The organism is Nonomuraea sp. NPDC050478, from assembly GCF_044458265.1.
GTDB classification, from domain to species: domain Bacteria; phylum Actinomycetota; class Actinomycetes; order Streptosporangiales; family Streptosporangiaceae; genus Nonomuraea; species Nonomuraea ferruginea.
This window is the reverse complement of record NZ_JBITHT010000007.1, coordinates 1-21,324: the sequence shown is the minus strand read 5'-3', so window position 1 is coordinate 21,324 and position 21,324 is coordinate 1. Positions and strand designations below refer to the sequence as shown.

Here is a 21,324-nt window from a genome sequence, read left to right as displayed (position 1 = left end):
CGTCACGCGTCGGCGGATTGGAGACACCGGATGCCTTCCCAGCTCATCGCGCTCTGCTTCGATGCGCACGACCCGCGAAATCTCGCACGCTTCTGGGCCCGAATCCTGGGCTGGGAGACGCGTGACGGCGTCACGCTCCTGCCGAACGACGACACCGGGTTCCAGATCCGGTGTCTTCCGTCCCAGGAGAAGAAGACCACCGAGAACCAGATCCACTTCGACCTGACGAGCCAGTCCTCCGAGGAGCAGGAGCGGACGGTGGCCAGGGCGCTCGAGCTCGGCGGCCGCCACATCGACATCGGGCAGAGCCCGGACGACGGTCACGTGGTGCTCGCCGACCCCGAGGGCAACGAGTTCTGCGTCATCGAGCCGGGCAACAAGTTCCTGGCCGACTGCGGGTTCATCGGTGCGCTCGCGTGCGACGGCTCGCAGGAGGTCGGATACTTCTGGAGCGCGGCGCTGGACTGGCCGCTGGTCTGGGACCAGGACCAGGAGACCGCGATCCGCTCGCCGCACGGCGGCCCCAAGATCACCTGGGGTGGTCCGCCGGTCGCGCCGAAGAACGGGAAGAACAGGCTCCACTTCGACCTCGCTCCGCCCGCGGACGGGGATCAGCTCGCCGAGGTCGACCGTCTCGTCTCCCTCGGAGCGACCCGGCTCGACGCCGGCCGGCCCGAAGGCGGCCGGGTGCTGATGGCCGACCCCGACGGCAACGAGTTCTGCCTGCTGACCCCCCGCTAGCGGCGCGGACCTCTCACGGCCGCACGCCGCCGGGAAAGCCGGTCCAGCGCAGGTCGGGCGGAAGATGGCTCATGTCGTTGAACATCACGACCGTGGGCGGTAGCCCGCTCCGATACTCGATGACCGTCAGCGCGGTGTTGGCGCTGTTGAGCCCAAGCCACCGCGACGGCGGCGCGTCCAGCGCGTGCCGCACCAGCCAGGCGATCTGGTAGGCGTGCGTCACCAGGACCTCGTGGGTGTCGGGCTGAGCCTTCTCGGGCGCCTTCGCGAACCGGGCGACCAGCGCCTCGGCCAGCCGGTGGCCCGAGGCCGCCTCGCTCTCGTCGTAGCCGTCGAAGAAGCCGGCCCAGGACGGCGGTGTCTCGGCCGGGGCGGGCACGTAGGGCACGTGGTCGACGAGTTCGGCGGCCTCGGCCACGGGCACGTCCGGCAGGTGCCGGGAGAGTTCGTGCGCGCTCGCCGCGGCGCGTGACAGCGGGGAGTGCCACACGGCGCCGACCGGGAGGGCGGAGAGCCGTTCGCCCAGCAGTTCCACCTGCCGGCGTCCGATGCCGGTGAGTTCCCCGAACGCGTCGGCCGCGCCGTGGCGTGCCAGATAAAGGTGTCGTGTCGGCATGTTCAGGCGCGGGCGCGCGGCCCGCTTCCCCTTTCTCTGTGGTGGAAGGTCCGGTCACGCGTCCGTCGCCGTGACGGTGCCGCCGGTGCCGTCGACGGTGATGACGGCGCCGTCGCGCAGGCTGCCCGTCGCGTCCCGGACGCCGAGGACGGCGGGGATGGCGTGCTCGCGGGCGACGATCGCCGCGTGCGAGAGCACGCCGCCGGTCTCGGTGACGACACCGGCGGCGATGCGCAGCAGCGGCGTCCAGGCGGGGTCGGTGAAGGGGCAGACGAGGATGTCGCCCGGCCGCACCCGCGCGAAGTCGCCGGGGCCGCGGACGATCCTCGCGGTGCCGGTCACGGTCCCGTGGCTGCCCGGGGTCCCGGTGAGCGCGCCGGCCGGGGCGCCGGAAGACGCCGGTGGCGGGGGCGTCGCGGTGACCGGCCGCGCCTGCAGAACCCAGACGCGGCCGCCGGCGATCGCCCACTCGACGTCCTGCGGCCCGCCGAGTATGGCGGCGATGTCCTTCCCGAGCTCGGCCAGCCGGGTGGCGGTGGCGTCGTCGATCGCCGGTCGATCCCGCGTACGGGCGGGCACGTCGCGGGTGACGAGCCGCGCGCCGCGCCGGTCGAGGCGCGTGCGTTTGTCCGCGACGGTGCGGGTGACCGGCCCGTCCGCGGCGACGCGGTAGGAGTCGGGGGTGACCGTGCCCCCGACGACGCTCGGGCCGAGGCCGAAGGCCGCCTCGATCTCGGTCGCGCCGTCCGGGTCCGCGGGGGTGAACATGACCCCGGCCACCTCGGCGTCCAGATGACGTTGCACGATGACGGCCATGGCGAGATCCTCGGGCGGCTCGGCGGCGGACCGGTAGCCGATGGCGCGGGCCGAGAACAGCGAGGCCCAGCAGGCACGTACGGCATCGCCGACGTCGCCGGCCCCGCGCACGGCGAGAAAGCTCTCGTGCTGCCCGGCCGCCGACGCCTGCCCGGTGTCCTCGCCCGCCGCCGACGACCGTACCGCCACGGGCGGATCGCCCAGCTCGCCGAGCCCGCGTCCCAGCGCGTCGATCACGCTCGCGTGGACGGGACGCGCCTCGATCGCCCGCCGGGCCGCGTCGCCGTCCAGGCGGCCGAGGCCCAGGTCGCGGACGGCGGCGCGGTAGACGGCGAACGGGACGACGAAGCCGTCGGGAACCGGCCGGCCCGCGCGGAGCAACGCGCCGAGCGCGCCGGCCTTGCCCCCGCAGGTCTCGGCGACGGCCTCCTTGAGGGGTACGATCATCCGTGCCCTTTCAACGAAAAGTTGACAACATTTCGTTGAGTGTGGAGCATGAGGCGCATGTCACGCAACCACGACCCCGGTAGCGGCGCGCACGACGACCACGCCCAGGCGCGCCGTGAGCAGGACGCGCGGGAGCATCTCCTGAGCCTGGGGGCGGACGCGATCGGCGCCCGCCCGTGGCGGCCCGCACCCGTCCCTCCGTCGGCGGTCGACCTCGTGCAGTTCGTCCTCTGGCGCTCCGGCGACCTGGGGCCGGAGGGCATCCTGAGCGCGCTCGCCCTCCTGCCCGCCGCCCGCGCCGAGGTCGAAGGACTCGAGTCCGGCCTGTTGTTCACGGCCCGCGCCGCGGGGCTGACCTGGGCGCAGATGGCGCACGCGATGGGGTTCAACTCCCCGCAGGCGTGCCAGCAGCGATACATCCGCCTGACGACCCGACAGGACTCCGACTCATGACACCCGACTCCTCGCCGGACCTCCTGGCCCTGCACGCCGTGCGCATCACCGGGTTCGCCGACACGCCGGTGCTCGCCCGGCGGTACGGGCTGGACCCGGCCGAGACGAAGGAGGCGCTGCTCGACGCCGAGGCACGCGGCTGGGTCGCGCACACCTCCTTCGCCGGCGACGGAGGCTGGTCGCTGACCGAGCGGGGCCGCGCCGAGAACGAGCGCCAGCTCGCGGCCGAGCTCGCCCGCGTCGGCGGCGCCGAGGAGGTCCAGGCCGTCTACCGCGCGTTCCTCCCGCTGAACGGCCGCCTCCGCAAAGCCTGCACCGACTGGCAGCTCCGGCCCGCCGCCGGCGACCGGCTCGCCACCAACGACCACTCCGACCCCGCCTGGGACGCCGCGGTGCTGCGCGAGCTCGCCGCCGTCGGCCACGCGCTCACACCGCTCGCCGACCGGCTCGGGAACGTCCTGACGCGCCTGCGCGGATACGACACCCGCTTCACCGCCGCGCTCACCCGCGCCCGGGCCGGGGACGGAGCCTGGGTCGACCGCACCGACGTCGACTCCTGCCATCGTGTCTGGTTCGAGCTCCACGAAGACCTCATCGCCACACTCGGCCTCGACCGGAACGCGCACCCCTGACCCAGTCCGTACGCGCGATGGATGAGCGATGCTCGCCGACCGGCCCGCCGACGTGCGCGACCCGCTCATCGCCCGCCATCCGGAGCCTGAACCGGCCGTGCCGGGATGCGTGAGCGCAGCAACCTCGCGGCCGGGCCGGTCCCCGGACCGGCCGCTGATCACCTTCACCGGCTGAGGCCGCGCAGGTCGTGGACGGCCCGGCCACCGTGATCGCCCCCGGGATGGCGTCCTCAAGACGGATGGAAAACATGACATAGGACGTCGGGTTTAAGACCAATCATGGGTTAACCGGTCGGCACCGACGGGGGCCGGGCACCACGGACAGACAAGGACCGCAATGCGCGAAACACCAGAAGATCTCAAGGAGCTTCAGGCCCTCCTGGACGCCTCGCTCTCCCACTCCACCCCGCACCTGCGCTCGATCGTCACCACCGAGCGCACCCTGACGGCGGAGCAGCTCACCCAGGTCCTCACCGGCATGTGCACCCTCGCGCTCTCGACCGTGACGGCGAAGGGCGAGCCGCGGATCAGCGGCGTGGACGGACACTTCCTGCACGGAAAGTGGCACTTCGGCACGGCGCCCGGCGCCGCCAAGGCACGCCACCTCGCCGCCCGTCCCGCCGTCAGCGCCGCGCACATGCGCGGGGAGGATCTGGGCGTGTTCACCCACGGCACGGTGGAGATCCTCAACCCCCGGCACGGCGAACGGGACGCGGGCTGGCCGGACCTGCTCGCCTACCTCAAGGGCTTCTACGGCGACGATTCCTTCGACTGGGACAACGACGTGGTCTACTACCGGCTGCGTCCGCACTGGATGACCGTCTACGCCCCCGACATCGACAAGCTCACCGCGGCGTCCCGGTCCTGATACGCGGCACGGGCGGCATCGAGATCGGCCAGGCGCTGAGAGACCTGGTGAAGCGGCCGCCCAGTGCCATGGTGACGAGCGCCGCCGTGCAGTGGCGTGATCGGTTTGTTCGGCATGGGTGGGGTGCGTGCCCGCCCATGCTCTGCTGTGTCGCGAGAGGATGGACGAAGGTTGACTGCGTTCGTACGGGACGTCGTGTGTGTGGACGGCGAGGCCATCAAGGTGGTGGGGGCTCGTACCAACAATCTGCGGGACGTGTCGGTGAGCATACCCAAGGGGCGGCTCATCGCCTTCACCGGAGTGAGCGGCAGCGGCAAGACCTCGCTGGCCATCGACACCCTGCACAACGAGGCCCAGCTGCGGTATCTGGAGGGACTTTCGCCGTTCGTGCGGCAGTACATCACCCAGCGCAATCGGCCGAAGGTCGACCGCATCCTGGGACTCGGCGCGACGCTCGCGGTCGACCAGCGCCGTCTGAACCGCAACCCCCGGTCCACGGTCGCCACGATCACCGGCATCGACGGGCATCTGGGACTGCTGTACTCGCGCCTTCCCGCGATCGGCGCCGACCCGGCGGAACACGGGAACGGGCCTCTGACCACCGCTCATTTCGACCGCAATACGCCGGAAGGGAGCTGTTCGGACTGCCACGGGGTGGGCGGGCGCTGGCAGGCGCAGGAGGACCTGGTCATCACCCATCCGGAGCTTCCGCTCTTCGAGGGGGCCTCCCCTTGGTACGCGAAGTGGCGGTCGGGGGAACACGCGTTCGTGCCCGCCCTCGCCGAGAAGCGGGGAGTGGACCTCGGCCGGCCGTGGCAGTCGCTGCCTGAGGAGTTCCGTCGCTGTGTGCTGTACGGCACGGGAGAGGAGAAGATCGAGGCCACCGTCGACATGACGAACAAGAACGAGACGGCCCAGGTGACCTACACCTCCAGCCAGCCGCTGCGGGGCGCGCTCGCCGAGGTGGAGCGGGTGTTCGTGAACGCCCAGACCTCCAGCGCCAAGGAGCGCTACCTGCCGTACATGCGCAAGCAGCCGTGCGGCACCTGCGGCGGCAGCGGGTACGACCAGGTGGCCCGGTCCGTGCGGCTCGGCGGGTTCACCTATCCCGACCTGATCGAGGTAGAAGTCCGGGAGGTGCGCAGCTGGGCGAAGCGCGTGGCGGACGACCTGGACGCCCGGCAGCGCGAGGTGGGTGAGCCGCTGCTGCAGGACCTGGACCGCAGGCTCGGGGTCCTCGACCGGCTCGGCCTGGCCCATCTCCAGCTGTCGCGGAGTGCGGCGACGCTGTCCGGGGGCGAGTTGCAGCGAACCCGGCTCGCCGCTCAGCTCAGTACCGAGCTGAGCGGCCTCGTCTTCGTCCTGGACGAGCCCGGGACCGGGCTGCATCCGGCGGACAAGGCGCACCTGCTCGACATCGCCCTGGAGCTGCGCAAGGCCGGCAACACGGTGCTCCTGGTCGAGCACGACCCCGAACTGATCGCCCGGACCGACTGGGTGATCGATATGGGGCCCGGTGCCGGCCGCCTCGGCGGTGAGATCCTGGTGTCGGGACCTCCCGCCGACGTGGCCGCCCACCCGGCGTCGCTGACCGGACGCTATCTGGCCGGTGAGGGGCCGCGGCTGCGTCGGACCCGCCGTCCGATCGGTGACGGAACCCGCTGGGTGGAGCTGCACGGCCTGCGCGCCCACAACCTGACCGCCGACCTGGTGCGTTTCCCCGCCGGTCGGCTCACCTGCCTGACCGGGGTGAGCGGCAGCGGCAAGAGCAGCCTGCTCGGCGCGCTCGCGGTGAGTGTGGAGGCCGCCCTGAACGGGACGATGACCGACACGGTGCAGCAGGTGATCGGCCTGGAAGGGTTCGACTGGGTCGCCGTCGTCGATCAGGAACCACTCGGGCGGACGCCGCGCTCCAACCCGGCCACCTACAGCAAGGCGTTCGACCTGGTCCGTAAGCTGTTCGCCGAGACCGACGTGGCGCGCGGACGCGGCGTCAATGCCTCCTGGTTCAGCTTCAACACCGCGGGCGGCGGCCGTTGCGAAACCTGCACCGGTTATGGCCGCAAGCTGGTCGACATGCACTTCCTGCCGGATGTGTGGGTGGTCTGCGACGCGTGCGAGGGCCGACGCTACAAGCCGGAGGCTCTGGAGATCAGGTATCAAGGGCTGGCCATCGATCAGGTGCTGGAGCTGACCGTCGCCGAGGCTGTGGAGCGGTTCTCCCGACCCCGGCAACTCGCGGAGACCCTGGGAGCCTTGAACCAGGTCGGACTCGGCTATCTCCAGCTCGGCCAGAGCGCCACCGAGCTGTCCGGCGGTGAGGCGCAGCGGCTGAGGCTGGCCTCCGCTATCCAGCGCGGCGCCGCAGGCCGCAAGGCGGGCCTCGTCGTCCTCGACGAACCCGTCTCGGGCCTGCACCCGTCCGACATCCAGCGGGTGGTGGACGCGCTCGACGTGCTGCTCGACTCGGGCAACACCGTCGTCGTGGCCGAACACGACATCCCCGTCGCCGCGTCCGCGGACTGGGTGATCGACCTGGGGCCGGGAGCCGGTCCGGATGGGGGCGCGGTGATCGCGGAGGGCACCCCGGACGCCGTCGCGTCCGCGGACACCCCGACCGCCGGTTTCTTCCGTCGGTACGCGGCGGGCCTGCCGCTCCTGGAAGTGCAAGAAGGCGCGCGCTGCTGAGGGGCGGGGCTCGGTGCGGCCGCTGGTGGTGGAGCGGCACCCCAAGGGGGGGTTTCCCGTCCGGCGGCGTGCACCTGGGCCTCACCCAGCTTGTTGATCCGCCGATGCACGTCCTGCCGCTGCCGGTAGCCTTAGGCGTCCCGTACACGCGTGCCCATCCGCCGTATCCAGCCGCTCGCCGTACCTCTTGACCTGCGACCTCAGCTGCTCGGCCAGATAGTCCACCACCGGCCACGGCACCGCTGGCGGAAGCCCTTTGTACCGGACCGTCCAGATCTTGACGGCCACGCCCAGGCGATGGGAGTCCTGGCGCGATTCGGCGATCACGCCGAGCCGATCGGGCTCATGGCAGTGGCCCGGCTCCTGGCGGCGAAGACGCTCTCAGCCGAGCCGCAGCTCCGCCGCGACCGCCCGTTCCCGCAACTGCGCGGCCTCGGCGCGGGCCGCCTCCAGCTCGGCACGCACGTCCTCCAGCCTCGCCCGCTCCACCCGCAGCTCCAGCAGCGCCTGGTCACGCTGCCGCACCGCGGCGGCGGCCTCCTTCTCGACCCGCTCCCGCTCCCGCCGCACACTCTTCTCGACCCTGGCCGTCTCCGTCTCCGCGGCCTTGCGCGCCCGCGCCACCTCGACGTCCGCCGTCGCGCGCGCCTGCTCGGCCGCCTGCCTGGCAACGGCGGCCTCGTTCAGGGCGATGGCCCGCTCCCGCTCGGCCGCCGCCGCCGAGCGCTCGGCGCTCTCGGCACGCGCGACGGCCCGGTCACGCTCCTGCCCCGCCGCCTCCGCCCGGGCCAGCGCCCCCGCGACGTCCCGTTCGGCCTGCTCACGGGCGCGCACGGCCGCCGCCGTCTCCTCGCGGGCGCGATCACGCTCCGCCACCGCCCGCTCGACGTCCTGACCGGCCCGTACGGTCTGCGCCCGCGCCTCCTCAGCCCTGACCTCGGCCGCCTCCACCCGCTCGGCCAGCTCCTGAACCGCCTGGTCGCGGGCCCGCTCGGTCATCTCGACCCGGCGGAGCGCCTCCTCGGCCCGCTGATCGGCCGCCTCCGCGCGCCGGCCCGCCTCCTCGGCCGCCTGGAGCGCCTGGCGTTCGGTGCTCGCCGCTTCCCGCAACGCGGCCAGCGCCTGCTCGCGCGCCCGCTCGGCATCGGCGAGCGCGGTGTCGCGCTCGGCCTCGGCCTCCTCCGTGCGTGCCCGCATCTCCTGGGCCTGCCGCCGCGCGTGCTCGGCCGCCTCACGGGCCAGCCGCACCTGCTCGAACGCCTGCTCCCTCTCGGTACGCGCGATGGCCACCCGGGTGTGGGCCTCGGCCTGAACGGCACTGATCCGCGCCTCGACCCCCGCCGGGCTCAGCTCGTCGGCCAGCGCCCTGGCCAGCGGCTCGATGGCCGCCGACAGACCGCTCTCCATACGCTCGTACAACTGCTCGGCCCTGGCCAGCGCCCCTTCCAGCCCGGGCGTGGCCCGCCGCAACTCCCGCTCCCGTTTGGCGGCGGCCTGGCAGTCACCGTCGGGACAGTATTCCTTCGGCCTCCCTCTCCCCCGCCTCTGCTCGATCGGCGCCCCGCAGTGCTTGCACGGCGTCACCACCACGTCGGTTTCCGTCACGCCAAGATCCTAACATTATTGATTTTCTGGAAAACAATGTTCAGAAAATCAGTTCTGTTGCGTACGAGGCGAGCGCAGGTTACTTGCGAGAAGGCAACATTCCCGCAAGTAACCATCCGAGACTCCCTCCATGGCCAATCTCCTCATCATGTGATCTTCACTGTCTTGTCCCACGAGGTCTGTGGGACCAGCCACTTAAATTTCATGGACGTTCGTGCGGATTGCCACGAAGTTGTCCTGGGGAAATGCCACTTGATGTCAGTGGGATTGCCATGAGGTGTCAGCAAGATCCTTTGAATTAGTCGCTTTAAGGGGACGCCCTCGCGGTGCCCAGATGCTATTTCTGCAGGTCAGGGCCACATTTAGGGCGGAAGCCGCGTTGTAGTTCTCCTCTGTGTCCCCGTCTGCGCCTGCGCCAGTAAGCGATGACCTCGCAGTCATGCTGCGTTTTGACAGCGAGATCTGTACAGAAACGACCTGCGCTCCACTGACATGTTGTGGCGATAATGCCATCTGCTGTCATTGCCGATCGAGCGGATGACCTGGCCTTTTGCCATGAGATGTCAGCGAGAGGTGCCAGTGGATGTCGGTACGGATCCAGGACGCCCCAACATGGACCGCATACCCCCTTGAGAGGGGGCATCGCGTGGTATCGGTCCGCGGTTGCGATGGTGGTCGCCGGTCGGGCTCTGCCTTCCGGCGCCGTTCGACAATCGCCGCCCGGCGTGGCTTCGATTCTCAGCCAGTCCCACCATGACATCGGGGCGCGGCATGTCGCGCGAATGTCGTGAGGGGCGCCTCAGGGCTGTTAGCGTGGGTTCATAAGCCTCGGGCCTCGCCTCTGTTCCATGCGTCCCGGGGCACCGCTGTGTCAGCTCATGGTGTCGGCATCTGATGCCCCAGCTACGGTGGCCTGGTGACTGAACATGTGGTGCCTGCGGGCGAGGATGGTGTCCCGGATCGGCACGACGACCTCATGAACATGTGCGCTTGGCGGCACGGCCCTGGCCGGGTGCGGACGAGCCCAGAGGAGTTCCTGGCCGTGTCCGGGCTGCCGGATCACGAGCGGCGGCTGCTCCGGGAGCGTTATTCGCTGCGCGGGGGTGCCACGCCGACGACGGCCAGCGCTGAGGTTGGACGGCGCCGCGCGGTCTGAGCTGCCGGTTCTCACGTTTTAGCTGGTCAGAGCCCTACGTTGCGCATGGCGTTGTCGCGCCAGCGGTCCACGGCCCTGATGTACCGCAACACCACCGGTGAGGCCGGGGCCCAGCGGCCGTGCTTGGCGATGACGGCGACCGGGACGCCGGCGGCGTAGGCGACGGTGGCGCCGCCGGCGCGCAGGCTGTGCGCGGTGACGGCCTCGGCGGAAGGCACGCCGGCGCGGACGGCGAGGTCGCGGACGATGGTGTTGACGGCGTCGGCGCCGAGCGAGGGGCCGATCGTGCCGTGCCGGTTGATCCGGCGCAGCAGCCGCCCGGAGGTGTGCCCGGCCTGGTCAAGGCAGTGGAGCCAGTCGCGCCAGGCGGCGACGGGGTCGGTGAGCGGATGGCTGCCGCGCGGGATGGCGACGGTCTCGCCGGTGGAGTCCTTGTCGGTCTTGGAGGTGCGGATGGTGACCTCGAGCCCGTCGGCGACCTCGCGCACGTCGTCGTGGGTGAGGGCGACGAGTTCGCTGCGGCGGCCCATCAGGGCCAGGCCGAGCACGAGCAGCAGCCGGTCGCGCCGCCCGATAAGGGTGTCCAGGTCGCACGCGCTGACCATGGCGCGGAGCGCGTCGATGGTGATGGGCGGGGCCTCGCGCTGGCCGCGGCCGCCGGTTTCGGCGCGTCGGCGCTTGTAGGCGCGCAGCGCTAGGCGGGCGGATTCGGTGGCGGGCTCGCCCGTGTGCCCGGCCAGCCGGTGCATGGTGCGCACTGCGGCAATGGCCTGCTCGATGCTGGCCGGCGCCTGGCCGGCCTCGCACAGTTGGGAGGTGTATTCGGCCAGCGTGTGCGCGGTGGCGGGCAGCGCGATCCGGCGGTGCTCGGTGCACCAGGCGGTGAAGGTGGCCCACTGCCGGGCGTAGGCGCGGCGGGTGTTGGCCGGTACGCCGTCGGCGATCCGCTCCTGGGTGCGTGCGCTGAGCGTGTAGTCCGCGGCGGTGTGCTCACCGGCACCCGCCGTATTTTCCGGCGGCGCGAAAAACGGCGGTCGCTCCCCCGCCGCCGGGACCGGCAGCGTCTTCCGCTCGTCGTGCACGCCCGTCTCCCGCCCGTTTCGGTGCCCGTCCGGCCTCGTGTTTCTGACCCGCGATAAGGAAGGTTATCACGGGTCAGGCCATTCTCTCTGACCGTTTGCGAACGAACGGAAATGCTACGTTCGTACGCTGCAAACGTTACTCTGCTGCTTGTGGCGAGCAACCAGGAAACTGTGACGGCAGGCGTACCGGCTAAAAGCGACGACAAGGCAAATAGGGGGACGAGTGAGGAGCTACGGTGTGCCGGCCCCGGCTGCGCGAAAGCCCTGCCCGGGCGCAGCAGCCGCGCCAAGTACTGCAGCGACGCCTGCCGGGCAGCCGCCTACCGGGCAAGGACCACCGCGCACGCCGCCCCCGTGGCCAACGCGCTGCTGCGTGCCCAGGATCTGCTCGCCCCGCTGCTGGCCGCCGGGGAGCAGTGGCAGGCCGCCCAGGAGGCGCTGCTTAGCCAGTTGGCCGAGCTGAACAGCGGCGCGCTGGCCCAGGTGGAGGCTGCCGAACAGGCCGCCGATGAGGCGCGTGCCGCCGCCGCGGCGGCTGAGCAGCGCGCCACGACCGCGGCCAACACTGCCGCCACCCGGATCGCCGCCGCCGAGCAGGCCCGTGCTCAGGCCGAGACCGCCCGCGATCGTGCCGAGGAACGCGAGCAGGACGCCTGGCGCCAGGTCGGCGAGCATCAGAACGCCCGCGCCCAGGCCGAGCAGCTCGCCGCCGACTCCGCCGACCGGCAGCGCCAGGCCGAGCACGACCGGGACACCGTCCGCCGGCGAACCGCCGAACTCACCGAGCTGCACGCCGCCGCGGCCGCCCGCATCACCGAACTGGAACAGCAGGCCGGCGCTCGGCAGCACGAGCTCGCCGACCTCCGCCGCCAATTGCAGGAACAGGACGCCCGGGCCCGGAAAGCCGAGCAGGAACGCGACCAGGCCCGAGGCACCGCCGCGGCACACGCCGAGGAGGCCGACCGGTTGCGCCGGGCGCTGGCCGCCGAACAGCAGCGGCGCGAGGAAGCCGTTACTGCGGCCGCCGTGGCCGAGCAGGCCCGTACCCTCACGGACCAGGCCAGAGCTGCCTCTCTCGGTGAGACCGAACGCCTGCGGGGCGAACTTGCCCACCTCGTTGACGCGCTCAAGAGCGCTCAGCAGCAACGCGAAGAGGCCGTCACGGCCGCCGCCGTTGCACAGGCGCTCCTGCGCGAGCAGCAATCCCATCGCGCACCGGATCAGAACGAACCCGAGGCCCCTGCTGGCATCACGACCCCAGGAGCATCGGAGTCATAAGCGGTGGATCGGGGTTCCACCCGCCCTCCGCCTCAAGATGGTGTTCGCTCTTGCGGCCCGGAAGCCTTGAAACGCGGTCCCAGACTGCAGGAGAGGGATCGATGCCTCCGCTGCCGCGAGCGCGATTTCCGCTCCGCTGTGTACAGATCGCCGCGATTGGCTGGCTCCACTGCCCCGCGCTGGGGAATCCACTCGGCGGCGGCGTTCATGCAACCGCTCCAGCTGGTCTGACGAGGAGGCGACACCGGGCCGAACCGACCAAGCCCAGCACCCCGACACCAAGCGCGATGCAGCGGCAGCCTGTCGACGACGCGTGAATACTGGATCAGGCACATATTTCGTGATCGGACCCGTTGTGTGAATCACGGTTCGGGTGTTCCGGCCGGTAGCCGTGCTTCTGATCACGAGCATCTGCAGCGTGTTGATCAAGGATTTGGTCGCCGTCCTGTTCCCTCATCTGGTCGGTGTGTGCGTTGAGCAGGTCTTCCGATCGGGAAGCACGGTGCGGATCCGGGCCAGGACCGGCACCGTGGAGGCCGCCTGCCCGGCCTGTGGAACGCCGTCGCAGCGGGTGCACAGCCACTATGAACGACGGCTGTCCGATACCGCGGTCGGAGGTCAGGAGGTGCTCCTTCACCTGCGGGTTCATCGGTTCTTCTGCCGTACTTCCACGTGTGCGAAGGCGACGTTTGCCGAGCAGGTCCCAGGGCTGACCGTCCGATACGGCCGCCGCAGCGTCAAGGCTGCGCGGGCATTGCAGGCCATCGCGCTGGCCTTGGGCGGCCGCGCCGGAGCCCGGCTCGCCGGTCGGCTGGCGGCTTCGGTGAGCCGGATGACGCTGATCAGGCTGATCCGCGCCCTGCCGGACCCGGCTCTGGAATCCGGTCCGCGGGTGCTCGGTGTGGACGACTTCGCCCTACGGCGGGGTCACACCTACGGCACCATCCTGATCGACATCTCCACCAGCACCGTGGTGGACGTGCTGGCCGACCGGACGGCCGACACCCTGGCCGCGTGGCTGCGCGTGCATCCCGGGGTAGAGATCGTCTGCCGTGATCGAGCCGGCGCCTATGCCGAGGGCATCGCCCGCGGCGCGCCGCACGCGACCCAGGTCGCGGACAGGTGGCACCTCTGGCGGAATCTCGGCGAGGCCGTCGAACGCACCGTCACCCGCCACCGCGACCATCTTCAAGCCCTGACCACTGCGCACAGCACGCGCACCGACACGCTGCCACCTGCGGCGCCGTCCGTCCCGCCCCGCTCGCCCGCCGACCGTCAGGACCGCATCGCCACCCGAACCCGTGAACGGCATGCCGCCATTCACACCCTGCTCGAGCAAGGCCAAGGGCTGCGCCAGATCGCCCACCTGCTGTCTCTAGGGCGTAACACCGTTCGGCGCTTCGCCCGCGCCGCCAGTCCAGAGGATCTGCTCGTACACAACGGAACCGGCCGACGGCCCAGGAACTTGGAAGCCTACGACTCCTACCTGCGCAAGCGCTGGGCCGCAGGATGCACCAACGCCGAACTCCTCTACCAGGAACTGCAAGCTCTGGGCTATCGCGGCAGCGGCACCACCGTCCGCCAGTACGTCCGCCCCTGGCGCGAGGGAACACCTCCCGCACCGACATCCACGCGGCCGCCCACGGTCCGGCAGGCCACCGGCTGGTTCCTGCGCAACCCCGCCAACCTCGACCCCGCCGAACACCGCCAACTCCAGGCGCTCACCAACACCTGCCCCCAACTGGCGGCGCTTCAGCTGCACGTGCGCCAGTTCGCCGAGATGATGACGCACCGCCACGGCCAGAACCTGGAGACGTGGATGAACGCCGTCCTGGGCGACGACCTGCCCGAACTGCACTCCTTCGTCACAGGACTACGCCGCGACCAAGACGCCGTCACCGCCGGACTCACCCTGCCCTACAGCTCCGGACCCGTCGAAGGACACGTCAACCGCACCAAGATGCTCAAGCGACAGATGTACGGCCGCGCCAACCTCGATCTCCTGCGCAAACGCATCCTGCTGGCCGACTGACCAGGGCCCGATCACGAAAAGTGTGCCTGATCCAGAATTCGGCCGTCGTTGACAGCAGCCAAACCACCAAGCCGATCCGAGCTGGGGGCAGTGCAACCGATGAGTACATAGGTGAGCTGTTCGGGCGAGGGGAGCGATCAGGTGCACCTTCTCTTGCAATGACGAAAGTGTGCCTGATCCAAATTGGCACCAGGTTCGCCCGTTCCAGGCAGAGGGCCCGATAGAGCGAGCCGCCCGGAAGGGGCATGGAACGAGCAAAGACCTTAGGAATCCGTTTGGTGTAGCTTCTCTGTCCGAATCGTTACGTCGGAGTATGGGAGATGGGAAATGGCTAGGCAAGTACGTGGACGAAAAGCATGGATCGTGACATGGGAGCGGGATGGGAATCATGCCGCCGTCCGTCAAGAAGATGTGATTGCCGCTATCCGGCCACCGCAGACGGGACCGGCAACCATGAAGCTCCTACTAGAGGTCCTCTATGCGGCTCGCGAGTACGAGGCAGTCGACAAGTTCGATGCCCTCAACCGCAACCCCTATCGGGCTCACTATGGATCCGTCACAGTTGACTTGCCAGGAGAGGGGGAGGTGCAGATTGCATATATGGGACGAATCACATGCGGTCACAACCCGTACCTCATGGCGCGGCTCGTGGACAACTTGCGGGTGAAGGATCCGGCAGACCCGATGGCGGGATTGGAGTGGGACGAGCTCCCGCCGCCGAGGGACAGGAGGTGATCAGGCTCGTCACCTCCTAGTACTCCAGCCGCATTTGATCCGTCGAAGGCCCGCATCTGGACCCGCTGGGGCGGACAGCGGCCAGGACGCGCGTGCGGGTGCCGCTGGCCCTTCCGTCGGCGAAGGCCAGCTGGAAACACGTTGTCGGCGCAGCCCACGGACGTACTCGCCTGAGCGAGGCGGCAGACTCCTCACCTGAGCCGCCCAACGTTTCGGCCGAGCCAACGGCGGGCAGAGCCACTCCAGCCGGCCGTTCAGTTCAATGCCGGCGGGCACAACCCGCGGGACCCATACGTGTCCCCACTGTTGGGCGACCTGGCCGACTTCCGGCCACCATCCTGCTCTCGATTACCCGCGATCCGCTGTTGCTGGACACCGTCCGCAGGCACCGAACTCTTCGCGCCGCAGGCGGGGTCAATTGCGCCTCTTTGAGACCGCCGGCCACGGCCAGTTCCTCGGGGGCCCGCCCGAGGAACATGAACACGCACATGCCGTCGTTCATCGACCGTGTGGGACGTGGTCGTCACCTGTGAGAATGAAAACCAGCAGGTTGAGCTTCTTCGCGCATGGTCAAGCAGGGCTACAAGGTTCGCGCCCTTATGTGAAGTCTATGAAGAACGATCCGCTGCTGTCATTACAGCTGGAATCTGGTGCGGGCTCCAATTCCACTTGGTGAGGCGGTCGCTGAGCGTGCAGCGCTCACACAGCCGCCCGCCCAGGAGCTTGCCCTCGAAGCCGCAGCGTGAGCAGTCGAAGGTTCGGGAGAAGCCGGCGCAGGTGGTGCAGATCGGGACTCCGTCACCGGGGCGGAGCCCAGGCAGGGCCCGGTCCTGGCCGCATCCCGGACAGGTACCCCGTGTCCGGACGGCGCGGTCCGAACAGGTGCGGCAGACGTATCCATCCGGCCAGGTGCCGGCCTTGTGCCTGCGGCGGCCGCAGCGGCAGCACTCGGCCATGTACCGGCGTTCGTACTGCTCGCCGGTGGCGTAGGTGCGGGTCATGCGTCGGGCAGGATGCGGGCCGCGCGGGGCCGCAGCTTCGCGACGTTCGCGGGCGGTGCGGGCAGGTTGTCGGTGGCGGTCTTGCGGACCCCGGCGTTCTCGGCGGTGGTGTCCACCAGGTCGGCCGGAGTGCAGGACAGGATGTCGCAGAGCGCGGCCATGACCTGCAACGACAGGCGTTCCGGGGTGCCGGAGACCAGGCGGTGGACCTGGGAGGCGGACAAGTCGATGCCCCGTTCGCGCAGCAGCGGCACCAGTTCGGTGGCCGTGAAAATCTGGTGCTGGGCCATGACCTCACGCAGCCGCCACGTGTAGCCGACCTTGCGTTTCATGCCTGCCTCCCGGTCTGGGTCCCAAGGGCCGCGGCGATGGTGGCATCCAGGTGCCGCCGCAGGGTGCGGGTGCGGAAGTCCGAGGAGACGCAGGTGTAGAGCGAGGTGGTGCTGGCGTGCTCGTGGCCGACTTGCTCCTGGACGAAGCGCGGGTCCCAGCCGTCCTCGATGAGGTGGGTGACGTAGGACCTGCGGAAGGAGTGGAAGTCCAGCCCCTCGTCGAGGCCCAGGGCCTTGCGGTAGGCGATGAAGCGGGAGTTGAGCCGCTGGCAGCCGATCCGCAGGCCCCGTTCGGAAGGCCAGGCCGCCGGGTTGTCGTTGGTGCCGAACAGCGGGTGGACCTCGGTGAACCACTCGTCCAGGACGTCCGGAGTCCAGTCGAACACGGTCAGCACCCCGCGGCGCTTGGGCGGCGAGCCCTTCTTGGCCTTGCCGAACCGGACCTGGCACCGGCCGTACACGCCGAACTCGCCGCCGTGCGGGTTGCGGCCGAAGTCGGCGGCGTCCAGCATCCGCGTCTCGTTGCGCCGCAGTCCGAAAGCGTAGGCGGTCTTGAACAGGGTCGCGTCGCGAAAAGCGGGCAGCCAGCCCTTGCGGCCGAAGGCCCGGATGCGGGCGACCTCGTCGTCGCAGTGCGCGAAGAAGGCGTGCAGCTCGGCCTTGGTGAACGCGCGCTTCTTCGCGTCCGCCTCGTTGTCCTGGACGTGCATGGCGGTGTTCCACTCGTGCACGACCTGCACCGGGTGGGTACCGAACCGCTCTTCGCAGGTCGCCGTCCACTCGTAGAGCGGATCGGTGATGAAGTGGCAGAACGCCCGCACGGCCTCGGAGTACGAGCGTATCGTGGAGCGCTTCAGGTCCCGCAGCGAGCGCAGGTCACCGAGCCACTCGTCGACCATAGCCGGTGTCCAGTGCCAGGGGTAGGTGTTCACGTAGTCCGCGAACGCCTTGATTGTGTTCTCTCGGCCCTCCACGGTCGTCCGGGCCAGATTCCGCGCGAGCTGCTGGTTGGCGAACCCCATCAGCATCGCGATGGTTATCTTGGGTTGTCAGGCAAACTAGCAGGTCAGCTACCTGAACGCCTGTCAGGCACGTTAGGCAAGCAGGGGGAAGCTCGGCCGCGCCGGGGCATGCTGGAGCCATGAAGATGATCAGGTAGCCCGTGTCCGTGTAGCTGGTCAGCGCATGAGTGCCAGTAAGGCATGTCAGACAAATGGGTTGGCCCGCGCTGCCGCACCGAGGTGTGAGTTGGCCGGAGGTCTACCGCTGCCCTTTGTCGAGCAGAGCTCTCACCACCGCATTTGACCTCAACTTAGGTTGAGCTGATGGGCTGTCCGCCGTCTCTTCCGGACCAGAGAAAGCGAACAGCATGGACACCTCCACACAACCGTCCGGGCATACCGCCGCAGTGGATCGGCCCTCTCCGCTAACGCTTCCGGTGGTCTTGGTCGGCGTCGTGCTGGTAGCGATGTCTATCTCGGGAACCGCGGTGGCGCTGCCTAGCATCGGCCGGGACCTCGACGCATCCGGGTCCCTACTGCACTGGGTCGTCGCCGGATACAACCTGGCCTTCGCGGCCATGACGCTCGTCGCGGGATCGGCCGCCGACCGGATCGGCCGCCGGCGGGTGTTCATCGCCGCGGCACTGGTCTTCGTGGCCGGATTCCTCGCGACGGCGCTGAGTCAGGCGATCATCGTCACCGACATCGCCCGCATCCTCTCCGGCGTCGGCGGAGCCGGGATCATGGCGGCCGGCGGCGCCATCCTCGCCTCGAGCTACGACGGCGCGGCCCGCAACCGCGCCTTCGCCCTGATGGGCACCATGGCCGGCGTCGGCATCGCCGTCGGCCCCACCCTGTCGGGCCTGCTGATCACCGCCGCCGGGTGGCGGGAGAGCTTCGCGATCTTCGCGGTCATCGGCCTGCTGGTCGCCCTGGGCGCGATCCGTACCAGGGAGTCCCGGGCAACCGGCACGGGCCCGATCGACTGGACGGGCAGCATGCTGTTCGTCGCCGCACTGACCCTGCTGATGTTCGCGCTGCTGGAGGTGTCCGCGTTCGGCTGGACCCATCCGGCCATTCTGGTCACCGCCGTCTCCGGCCTGGTCGCGCTGGTGTTGTTCGGCCTGTCCCAGCGGCGCAGCGCCGCCCCGATCCTGGCTCCCTTCCTGGTTGCCAACCGCGCCTTCCTGGGCTGGAGCCTCGCGACGCTGACCACCTCGATCGGATTCCTCGGCGTTCTGGTCTTCCTGCCGACCTACCTGCAGGCGGCCTCGGAACTCTCGCCCGCCGCCGCAGGGGCGGCCATGCTGCTGCTCACCGCTCCCGTGCTGATCACGCCCATGGCCGCCGTCACCCTGGTCAACAAGGGGGTCCCGGCCCGGCTGGTAATGATGATCGCGCTGGCCCTGGTGGTGGCAGGGAACCTGTGGCTGATGGGACTGAACGCCGACAATCCGGTCGCGGCGGCCGCCGCACCGCTGCTGATGATCGGCCTCGGCATGGGAGCATCCTTCGGCATCACCGACGGACAGGCCATGGCCCTGGTCCCGGCCGACGCGGTCGGCATGGCGGCCGGATTCCTCAACACGCTGCGCGGAGCGGCGGAGGCCATAGTGATCGCCGCCTTCAGCGCCTCCCTGACCGGCCTCCTCGCGGTCAGGCTCGACGACACGACCCGTGCCGCCGAGATCAGCGCCGGGCGCCTCACCTCCGGCGCCGAGTCCGCGGAACTGGACGCCTTCACCTGGTCCTGGCAGCTCACCCAGCTCGGCACCGGACTGCTCTGCCTCGTGCTGTCCATCGTCGTGGCCGTCCTCATCCACAGCCGCGCCAGGTCCCGCCACACCGCCTGACACCGCCTTTGCCGCAAGGAGCCGCCGTGCACGCCAGCCCAGAGGACCACCTCACGATCGGTGACATCGTCCGCCGGACCGGCGTGCCCGCCTCCGCCCTGCACTTCTACGAACGCAAGGGCCTGATCTTCAGCGAACGCGACGGCGGCAACCAACGCATCTTCTCCCGGCACATGCTCCGCCGGATCTCCCTCATCATCGTGGCCAAGCGCCTGCACATCCCGCTGTCGGACGTCGCAGAGATCTTCGCCACCCTCCCTACCGACCGCGCCCCTGCCCATCAGGACTGGCAGCGGGTCTCCCGTGCGTGGAAGAAACAACTCGAGGAACGCCGCCGAGCCATCGAGCAGCTCGAACACGAGCTCACGGGCTGCATCGGCTGCGGCTGCCTATCGATGAAAGCCTGCCTGCTGCTCAATCCCGACGACGCCCTGCGCGACCACGGCCCCGGACCGGTGCGGCTCCAGGAGCCCACCGCATCCCTGCCCGGCGACCTGACACGACGTTCCTCGGACGAGCCGAGCCCTTGATCCATACCTGTCGGCCAGGTCCTCGACGTTTACGACGGGTCGGCGCCCGCCCGGCTCGCCGATGGTAACGACGGATCCCGATCTCCCCGACGGTGGCCGCTCCGGATCGGCGGTGAGCCTTTCGAACCCTCAGCGAGATCCTTGGGAGGCGTTTCCATCGGTAACGCACGTGCCTGACACCCCTGGATAACTTGTCAGGGCATCGCCCAGGCGATCGCCGCCTTGACCAACACTCACGGCGGGATGGTCCTGGTCGGGGTCAGCGCCCAGCGGGTGATCGCCGGAGTCAAGGAGAAGACGCTCGAGGCCGTCGCCGAGCACTGCCACAGCACCATCGAGCCGCCCTGGGTGCCGGACATCGTCCCGGTCCCGATGGAGGACGGCTCCGGCCGGTATGTGCTGGTGCTGCGCGTGGTCCCGGGCTTGGCGCCCCGTCCCTTGCTCGTCAAGGGGGCAGCGCCGATCCGCAGCCACAACACCACCCGTCCGGCCAGCTGGCAGGAGTTGGCGGCGCTGTTCGCCGCGAACGACGTGAGCGCCCAGGCCAATCCGTGGATCATCCGGCGGCCCGACGTACCGGTCAACGCGACCGGCCCGGACGAGCGGGTGGATCTCATCGTCCGCTCCGGTCTCAACATCGCCGTCGACCCGCGCGCCGCCTGGCGTCCGCTGGGCGAACAGCGCGCCGAGCGGCTGGCGGAAGCGCTCAATTGCTCGCAGCTGCCCTCCGTCCTGTCCGGTCTGGTCGCCCAGGGCGTCGACAGCTGGCCTTTCGAGCGGCCGGGGCACAACCGCTCGCGCGTGATCCGGCTCCAGTGGCAGGCGCTCCCGCTCGACCGGAGGCAGAATCTGCCGGTCCCCGTCGAGGCGTGCCTGACGGCCGAGGTGCCCGGCGGTTACGGCCACCAGGCCACTCACCTGCGCGTGCATCTGGACGTCACCACCCGCCTGGCGAGCTGGGCCGCGCTGCGGGAAGCGGACTGGCAGCCGGTGAGCGCAGGGCCGCAGCCGCCGCGCGCGCTGTCGCGTGCGCACACCGCGACCCGCACCTGCGGCTGATATGCCCTAACGCCAATAACCATGGACCAACCCGCCGCCAGGGACCTTTGCGCTCCCGCGTGACGAAGTGGACGATGTCCGCGCGCAGGGCACACCCTCGAATGATCACGAGGACGCTCTCGACGGATAAGATCGCCGTGATCGGCACCTCAACCCTCGTTTGGTCGGCGTTCCATCCGATGGGCGCGCCGACCTCAGCCAGGCGCCCGAGTCGGACGTGTCTTTTCCGAGCCAGCGCGCCGCGACCAGGACCATCGTTCCCGCACCAGTTCAGAGAAGAACAGCAACCCCGTTCCCCTCTTTAAGAGTGCGTTCCGCGAGCATATGCCTGTGATGTCGCTATGTGATCGTATGGATTTGTAGCGTTACCGCCGGTCGGTGGGGTCTGCTGTGCTGGGA

The 21,324-nt window shown here is 69.8% G+C and carries 20 protein-coding genes; 13 read left to right on the top strand and 7 right to left on the bottom strand.

What is annotated here, in order from left to right; genetic code table 11:
- The first annotated feature begins 30 nt into the window (after positions 1-30).
- Complete coding sequence (locus ACIBF7_RS32950) at positions 31-741, top strand: VOC family protein (RefSeq protein ID WP_397198869.1); 711 nt, start codon at positions 31-33, stop codon at positions 739-741.
- Between the two features lie 13 nt (positions 742-754).
- On the opposite strand, the gene ACIBF7_RS32945 is transcribed toward ACIBF7_RS32950, so the two are convergent.
- Positions 755-1,357 (bottom strand): histidine phosphatase family protein, encoded by a 603-nt coding sequence (locus ACIBF7_RS32945; RefSeq protein ID WP_397198868.1) that lies wholly within the window; start codon positions 1,355-1,357, stop codon positions 755-757.
- Between the two features lie 54 nt (positions 1,358-1,411).
- Entirely contained in the window at positions 1,412-2,620 is a 1,209-nt protein-coding gene (locus ACIBF7_RS32940) for a PEP/pyruvate-binding domain-containing protein (protein WP_148031678.1), read from the bottom strand.
- Positions 2,621-2,677: 57 nt separating this feature from the next.
- Here ACIBF7_RS32940 and ACIBF7_RS32935 point away from each other — a divergent pair, with 57 nt between their 5' ends.
- The 5 genes from ACIBF7_RS32935 (at position 2,678) to ACIBF7_RS32915 (ending at position 7,261) form a co-directional block, all read left to right on the top strand.
- Entirely contained in the window at positions 2,678-3,073 is a 396-nt protein-coding gene (locus ACIBF7_RS32935; protein WP_397198867.1) for a DNA-binding protein, read from the top strand.
- Complete coding sequence (locus tag ACIBF7_RS32930; protein WP_397198866.1) at positions 3,070-3,705, top strand: transcriptional regulator; 636 nt, start codon at positions 3,070-3,072, stop codon at positions 3,703-3,705. Before ACIBF7_RS32935 ends, ACIBF7_RS32930 begins: the two co-directional genes overlap by 4 nt.
- A gap of 28 nt (positions 3,706-3,733) precedes the next feature.
- Positions 3,734-3,880 (top strand): hypothetical protein, encoded by a 147-nt coding sequence (locus ACIBF7_RS32925; protein ID WP_397198864.1) that lies wholly within the window; start codon positions 3,734-3,736, stop codon positions 3,878-3,880.
- A gap of 162 nt (positions 3,881-4,042) precedes the next feature.
- Complete coding sequence (locus tag ACIBF7_RS32920) at positions 4,043-4,573, top strand: pyridoxamine 5'-phosphate oxidase family protein (RefSeq protein ID WP_397198863.1); 531 nt, start codon at positions 4,043-4,045, stop codon at positions 4,571-4,573.
- Positions 4,574-4,744: 171 nt separating this feature from the next.
- Positions 4,745-7,261: an excinuclease ABC subunit UvrA gene (locus tag ACIBF7_RS32915; RefSeq protein WP_397198862.1), complete on the top strand. Its 2,517-nt coding sequence runs from the start codon at positions 4,745-4,747 to the stop codon at positions 7,259-7,261.
- 81 nt (positions 7,262-7,342) lie between these two features.
- Here ACIBF7_RS32915 and ACIBF7_RS32910 read toward each other — a convergent pair whose 3' ends face one another.
- Both ACIBF7_RS32910 and ACIBF7_RS32905 read right to left on the bottom strand, forming a co-directional pair.
- On the bottom strand, positions 7,343-7,588 hold the full coding sequence (locus ACIBF7_RS32910) for a DUF4158 domain-containing protein (protein WP_397198861.1): 246 nt from the start codon (positions 7,586-7,588) through the stop codon (positions 7,343-7,345).
- Positions 7,589-7,642: 54 nt separating this feature from the next.
- Entirely contained in the window at positions 7,643-8,866 is a 1,224-nt protein-coding gene (locus ACIBF7_RS32905; RefSeq protein WP_397198860.1) for a hypothetical protein, read from the bottom strand.
- A 916-nt stretch (positions 8,867-9,782) separates the two neighbouring features.
- On the opposite strand from ACIBF7_RS32905, the gene ACIBF7_RS32900 reads away from it, so the two are divergent.
- Positions 9,783-10,022 carry a hypothetical protein gene (locus ACIBF7_RS32900; RefSeq protein ID WP_397198859.1) on the top strand — a complete coding sequence of 80 codons (240 nt, stop codon included), beginning with the start codon at positions 9,783-9,785 and terminating at the stop codon, positions 10,020-10,022.
- A gap of 26 nt (positions 10,023-10,048) precedes the next feature.
- Here ACIBF7_RS32900 and ACIBF7_RS32895 read toward each other — a convergent pair whose 3' ends face one another.
- On the bottom strand, positions 10,049-11,104 hold the full coding sequence (locus tag ACIBF7_RS32895; protein WP_397198858.1) for a site-specific integrase: 1,056 nt from the start codon (positions 11,102-11,104) through the stop codon (positions 10,049-10,051).
- Positions 11,105-11,458: 354 nt separating this feature from the next.
- Between ACIBF7_RS32895 and ACIBF7_RS32890 the strand changes: the two genes are divergently transcribed.
- From ACIBF7_RS32890 to ACIBF7_RS32880, 3 genes are all read left to right on the top strand, one after another.
- Positions 11,459-12,382 (top strand): hypothetical protein, encoded by a 924-nt coding sequence (locus ACIBF7_RS32890; protein WP_397198857.1) that lies wholly within the window; start codon positions 11,459-11,461, stop codon positions 12,380-12,382.
- Between the two features lie 373 nt (positions 12,383-12,755).
- Positions 12,756-14,414: an ISL3 family transposase gene (locus ACIBF7_RS32885; protein WP_397198856.1), complete on the top strand. Its 1,659-nt coding sequence runs from the start codon at positions 12,756-12,758 to the stop codon at positions 14,412-14,414.
- Between the two features lie 453 nt (positions 14,415-14,867).
- Positions 14,868-15,149 (top strand): hypothetical protein, encoded by a 282-nt coding sequence (locus tag ACIBF7_RS32880; protein WP_397198855.1) that lies wholly within the window; start codon positions 14,868-14,870, stop codon positions 15,147-15,149.
- 997 nt (positions 15,150-16,146) lie between these two features.
- Here the strand turns inward: ACIBF7_RS32880 and ACIBF7_RS32875 are convergent.
- Complete coding sequence (locus ACIBF7_RS32875; RefSeq protein WP_093175773.1) at positions 16,147-16,482, bottom strand: helix-turn-helix transcriptional regulator; 336 nt, start codon at positions 16,480-16,482, stop codon at positions 16,147-16,149.
- On the bottom strand, positions 16,479-17,510 hold the full coding sequence (locus ACIBF7_RS32870; RefSeq protein ID WP_397198854.1) for a tyrosine-type recombinase/integrase: 1,032 nt from the start codon (positions 17,508-17,510) through the stop codon (positions 16,479-16,481). The genes ACIBF7_RS32875 and ACIBF7_RS32870 overlap by 4 nt, the downstream gene beginning before the upstream one ends.
- A gap of 461 nt (positions 17,511-17,971) precedes the next feature.
- Here ACIBF7_RS32870 and ACIBF7_RS32865 point away from each other — a divergent pair, with 461 nt between their 5' ends.
- The 3 genes from ACIBF7_RS32865 (at position 17,972) to ACIBF7_RS32855 (ending at position 20,925) form a co-directional block, all read left to right on the top strand.
- Positions 17,972-19,336 carry an MFS transporter gene (locus ACIBF7_RS32865; RefSeq protein ID WP_397198853.1) on the top strand — a complete coding sequence of 455 codons (1,365 nt, stop codon included), beginning with the start codon at positions 17,972-17,974 and terminating at the stop codon, positions 19,334-19,336.
- A gap of 26 nt (positions 19,337-19,362) precedes the next feature.
- A complete protein-coding gene (gene soxR, locus ACIBF7_RS32860) occupies positions 19,363-19,866 on the top strand; it encodes a redox-sensitive transcriptional activator SoxR (RefSeq protein WP_397198852.1) in 504 nt (167 codons plus the stop codon).
- Positions 19,867-20,052: 186 nt separating this feature from the next.
- Positions 20,053-20,925 (top strand): helix-turn-helix domain-containing protein, encoded by an 873-nt coding sequence (locus ACIBF7_RS32855; protein ID WP_397199122.1) that lies wholly within the window; start codon positions 20,053-20,055, stop codon positions 20,923-20,925.
- Positions 20,926-21,324: the final 399 nt, after the last annotated feature.